4 protein-coding genes are annotated in these 4,692 nt (G+C 33.6%); 1 reads left to right on the top strand and 3 read right to left on the bottom strand.

The features are described from left to right. Nucleotides 1-346: 346 nt before the first annotated feature. Entirely contained in the window at nt 347-970 is a 624-nt protein-coding gene (locus SINDD18_RS08125; protein WP_061863776.1) for a hypothetical protein, read from the bottom strand. An 84-nt stretch (nt 971-1,054) separates the two neighbouring features. Next, nucleotides 1,055-3,814, bottom strand: coding sequence for an SEC10/PgrA surface exclusion domain-containing protein (locus tag SINDD18_RS08120; protein WP_061863775.1), 2,760 nt, complete (start codon nt 3,812-3,814; stop codon nt 1,055-1,057). Nucleotides 3,815-3,966: 152 nt separating this feature from the next. Between SINDD18_RS08120 and SINDD18_RS08115 the strand changes: the two genes are divergently transcribed. Then, nucleotides 3,967-4,296, top strand: coding sequence for a helix-turn-helix domain-containing protein (locus SINDD18_RS08115; protein ID WP_061863774.1), 330 nt, complete (start codon nt 3,967-3,969; stop codon nt 4,294-4,296). A gap of 91 nt (nt 4,297-4,387) precedes the next feature. On the opposite strand, the gene SINDD18_RS08110 is transcribed toward SINDD18_RS08115, so the two are convergent. Continuing rightward, the coding region (locus SINDD18_RS08110) for a hypothetical protein (RefSeq protein WP_193750846.1) at nt 4,388-4,692 on the bottom strand (305 nt) is incomplete at its 5' end.

Raw genomic sequence — 4,692 nt, 5'->3', positions numbered from 1 at the left:
CAAAGAGCCTGTCTTTATTACTATACCGGCGGCCAACAAACTAGCGTTAAAATAAGTTAAAATAAATAAGTTAAAAGCGATTAAATCAAGATATTATCACACGCTAGTTAGTATTGAAATTAAGGAAATTGACCAGTGGTTGACCAAATAAATTTTTAGTTTTTACTGTTATTTCAAAGTTAAAAAATTTAATAATCACAATTTTTGATACATAGTTCGATACCGTGTTCGGCGCAATCGGTATAGTCCAATATTCATTCTCAAAATTGGTTTAAATAGCGCAGTCTTTTAAATAAATTTTGTGAATCCAAAAAATCTTCCTACAAACGTAAGAAGATTTTTTTAATTATTCTATAATTGTATAATCTCCACTATCTAACAAGTCTATTACTTTTTGAACAAATTGAGTTGAGAGTAAATCTACTATATCAGCTCCATGAGTTTGAAAATTCTCATCTATTTCTTTGATTTCTAATTGAGTATTTTTTTCAGCCCTTTCTTCTGTAATAGGGGTATGAAAACTATATTCACCGATTTCATAATACAAGAAATATAAATATTTTTTCTCACCTAAGCTATAATCAAAAAATTCAACTTCCTTATTTCTATCGTAGTCATAGTAACTATTTTCCCAAACGATATCATTTCTTTTTTCATTATATAGTTTTTCATAATTTTTTTGATAACTATAGACTCGTTGTCTTTTCTCACCTGCATACTGTTTATGAATTAATTTTGGGCTGAAGTTTAATAATAAATCTTCTTTCATATTATAGTATTTTTCTTTCTGTTCTTTTGCATTTTCAATATTATTTTCTTTGTATCTATAGAATCCAGTTTGCTTATAATCTTCTATCTTATCTCGATAGTTTTTTGCTCTTTTATTAACAGAATATATACATTCTGCAATAATTTTATTTGTTATTTCTTTATTCTTAATTAAATCACTATATTTTTTAGGAGTTCTCATTTTTTAACCCTCACATTATTTCTTTATTCTAATATATTTTAACAAAAATCTTCCTATTTAAAATAAGAAGATTTTTTTATTATTCTAATTTTTTCTACGTACTGTTACAAGTCCAAATGTTCCTAGAATGGCACCGAGTACCAACATTGCAACACTTGATGACTCTCCTGTATCTGGTAATGTTTTTGCACGTTCTACTCGTGAATAAGTTAGTTTACTTGATACTTGTTGTTGACTTGTGTAAGTTTGACCTTTGACTATAACATTTCCTTTGTTATCAGTAATAACGTTTTTATCACTTGCATAAACTTTATTTGATTTTTCATTATTAGCTTGCGGACGATCAACAGTCCCTGGTTTTTCATCAGTAGCTGGTTTTGTTGCACGTACAACAACATTTCCTTGAGCATCTACAGTAACTTCTTTACCTGCATCAAGAGCTTTCTTCAATTCGTCAACATTGACAGTGGGAAGTGTTTCAGCAATTGGTGCATCTTTAGGAACAGCAACGGTTGTTCCGTCAGGAAGTTGTTTCACAACGCTATCTTTCGCATCTTCTTTAGCTAGTTCTTCAAGATTTAGTTCAGGAAGCACTTCAGCAGTTGGAGCTACTTTTGGTACAGCAATCACTGTACCGTCAGGAAGTGTTGCAACAACGTTTTCTTGAGCTTTCTCTGCAAGGTCAACGAGTTCATCGTAATCTGTTTGCAAGTCAACCAACTTAGCATATTCTGTACGATACGCAGACAACAAGTCTTCAAGAGTAGACTGTGCCGTAGTGAGTTCAGCTTTTGCTTGTGCCAATTTAGCTTCAGCTTTAGCTTGAGTATCTTGAGCATTTGCTAGTTTAGCAGGTGCGTCCAAATATTCTTGCAATTGTTCAGCCAAGACTTTAGCTTCTTTCACAAGAGCATCTTTCTCTGCAATCAATTTGTCACTTTGTGCTTTCAAACTGTTGACTTTAGCTTCTTGAGCTTGTAGTTTAGCTGAAGCATCTTCAAGAGCTTGTGACGCAGATTTTTGAGCATCTTTAACTGCTTCAAGTTCTGCTTGAGCTTTTTCAAGAGCAGTTTTCTTGTCTGCTAGACTTGCTGAGAAGTTAGCAACAGCGTCATGTGCTTTAGCTTCACGAGTTTTAGCATTTTCAAGAGCAATTTCTGCCAAACGTAGGTTGTTTTCAGCAACTTGAGCTTGAAGTGGTGTAGCCATTGCGTCAGCAAGGACTTTTTCAGCTTCAGTTTTCAAGCTGAGTGCGCTTGCGTAATCATTTGAAGCTTTTGTTAAAGCTTGTTTAGCATTTTCTGATGCAGTTTTAGCTTGTTCAACATTTGATTTAGCTGTTTCAACAGCTTTTTCAAGAGATGCTGTGTCAGTTTCGTCTTTGATGACGTTTCCGCCAGCTAAATCAAGAGTTGAGATGATATGCAAACGTCCGTCTACATTAGCAGTTGCAATTCCAACAGTGTTATTAACAAAGTTGTTACGTGAGTGTCCCCACTTAGATGGTGCGTCAGCAAATGTTTGTCCCATGATTGCGTCATATACTTTTTGTTTAAGTTCGTACATGGTCATAGATTTTGTTTCATTACTAAGTGAAATGTTTTCACCATGGTAAGCACCATTGATGTGACCAGCTTTGTCTGCTGAGATTCCACGAGCTACATATTTTTTAGCTTGTTCACGAGCAATACGAAGGTCAGAGTCTGTAACAGTAACTTCGTTCAATCCAAATTGTTTATGAATTGCAGTCAACACTTTTGCAGCGTATAAGCTGACTTCTTTTTGTTGTTCATCAGTCAAGTTATCCAATTCAACAGTTTGTTTTTTATCAGCTTCACTGATTTTTGTTGAAGAGTTTTCAATAACAGTTGCGCCAGAGTCAGTCATGAAGTCTGAGTCACCTTCGGCTTTATCTTTCTTGAACTGAGTCAAGTCTGCAATTGTTACTGTATCAACACCAGTATTTGCTAATTTATCTTGAGCAGATTTTAGTTCAGCTTGAGCTGATTGCAATTTGTTTTCGACATTAGTAGCATGTTCAGTAGCTGAAGCAAGTTTATCTTTAGCCAATTTAACAGCGTCATTTTTAGTATTGACATCTGTTTCAGCTGATTTAATCGCTTGTGCACGGTTCGCATCTGCTTTAGATGCGTTTTCTTTTGCGATTTTTGCGTCTTCAACTGCTTTAGTTGCGTCTTTGACGTCAGTTTGAGCTTGTGTCAAATCTTTTTTAGCAGAAGCAAGTCCAGTTCCGTCAAGAGCAGATTGTGCGCTTGCAACGGCTTGTTCAGCTGTTTGGACATCCTTTGTAGCTTGGTCAAGATTAGCTTGAGCAGTTGCCACTTTAGCTTGTTCATCCGCAAGAGCTTTTGTTTCAGCTTTGATTTGTTCATTTACAGTTTCAGTTGCTTTTTGGTTAGCAGTCTGAGCTTCAAGATTCTTAGTTTGAGCGTCTTTAACTTCCGCAACTTTTTTAGGTGTTGCTTGAGAAGCGGTTGCTTCTGCATCTTTGACAGCTTGAGTAGCTGTATCTACTTCTTTTTCAGTTGAAGCAACAGTAGCTTTTTTTGTTTTTACATCAGCTTTAGCTGTATCAATCTTAGCTTCAGCATCTTTCACAACAGCTTTTTGAGCGTCAAGAGCAGGTTTCACTGTTGATGGCGCAGGAACTTCACTCTTTTCAAGTGGTTTCACTTGCGGTTTAGTAACAAGAGCAGGTTCATTGACAGCATTGTTAGAAGGTACTGGCGTCGCTTGAGCTTCTTGAGCAAATGCAGTTCCACCAACAGATGCAAGAGCAATAGCTGTTGAAGTTGTTAGAGTTTTAATAGTTTTGTTTGACATAAAATCTCCAAAAATCCCTATTAACAACTATATATAGTTGTTTTTTTATTTTATTATAGCACATCCAACCAACCTTGTAAAGTCATAATCAATCTTTTAAGAACTAAAATATGTAAAAAAAATACTGTAATATTTAGTTTGAGAGGTATTGTATGAAACAATCATTAAGAAAGTATGTAGGAAAACGAATCCGCCTTTTAAGGTTGAAAAAAGGATTTACACAAGAACAAATTGAAGAACGAGCTGACCTTGGAACAAATTATGTTTACAAACTTGAACATCTCGAAACAAATATAACAATTAATACCCTTGAAAAAGTTATGAATGCTCTTGAATGTGATATTTCATCTTTCTTTGATATTACAAAAAAAGATGAAAATCCTGAAATTGTTGAATTAATTACGAATATAAAAAATTTACCTGATAATAAACAAAAAGAAATACTCTCCGCATTCCATATCATACTTAATAATTTAAAATGATAATTTAATGATTTTATTTACTTCTAATTAAACTATAGCTTAGTTTAAAAAAACGCATAACTCTAGACGAACATGCTAGAGCTATGCGTTTTTATTTTATATTCATCAAATCAACAGTCCACCTATTTAAACTATCGGTTAAAACTATTTCTCCTTCCAATTGTTCTTGATAATGAATCATAGATTTTATAAATGTATCTACTGATTTAGAAAAATCAAGTTGCGGATGAAATTTAGAATCATCGCCAGGTAATGAATCAATTGTCATTTCAGCAGTCAATGATAAAGTTTGTAAAATTAAATCAATAAATTCTTTTCCTCTATTAAATAGTGTACCGTTTGAAATCATATCTAATAGTTCAGTTTCAAAAAAATTAGTAATTTTTTTATCTAATT

The sequence above is a fragment of the Streptococcus infantis genome, assembly GCF_001579645.1.
In the GTDB taxonomy this organism is placed as follows: Bacteria; Bacillota; Bacilli; order Lactobacillales; family Streptococcaceae; genus Streptococcus; species Streptococcus infantis_E.
Note: the sequence above shows the minus strand (reverse complement) of the source record. Positions and strands in the feature narration are given on the sequence as shown.

What these genes read in the sequence shown, in the direction of transcription:
- SINDD18_RS08125 (WP_061863776.1), bottom strand. Translation starts at nt 970, where the DNA reads ATGAGAACTCCTAAAAAATATAGTGATTTAATTAAGAATAAAGAAATA.
- SINDD18_RS08120 (WP_061863775.1), bottom strand. Translation starts at nt 3,814, where the DNA reads ATGTCAAACAAAACTATTAAAACTCTAACAACTTCAACAGCTATTGCT.
- SINDD18_RS08115 (WP_061863774.1), top strand. Translation starts at nt 3,967, where the DNA reads ATGAAACAATCATTAAGAAAGTATGTAGGAAAACGAATCCGCCTTTTA.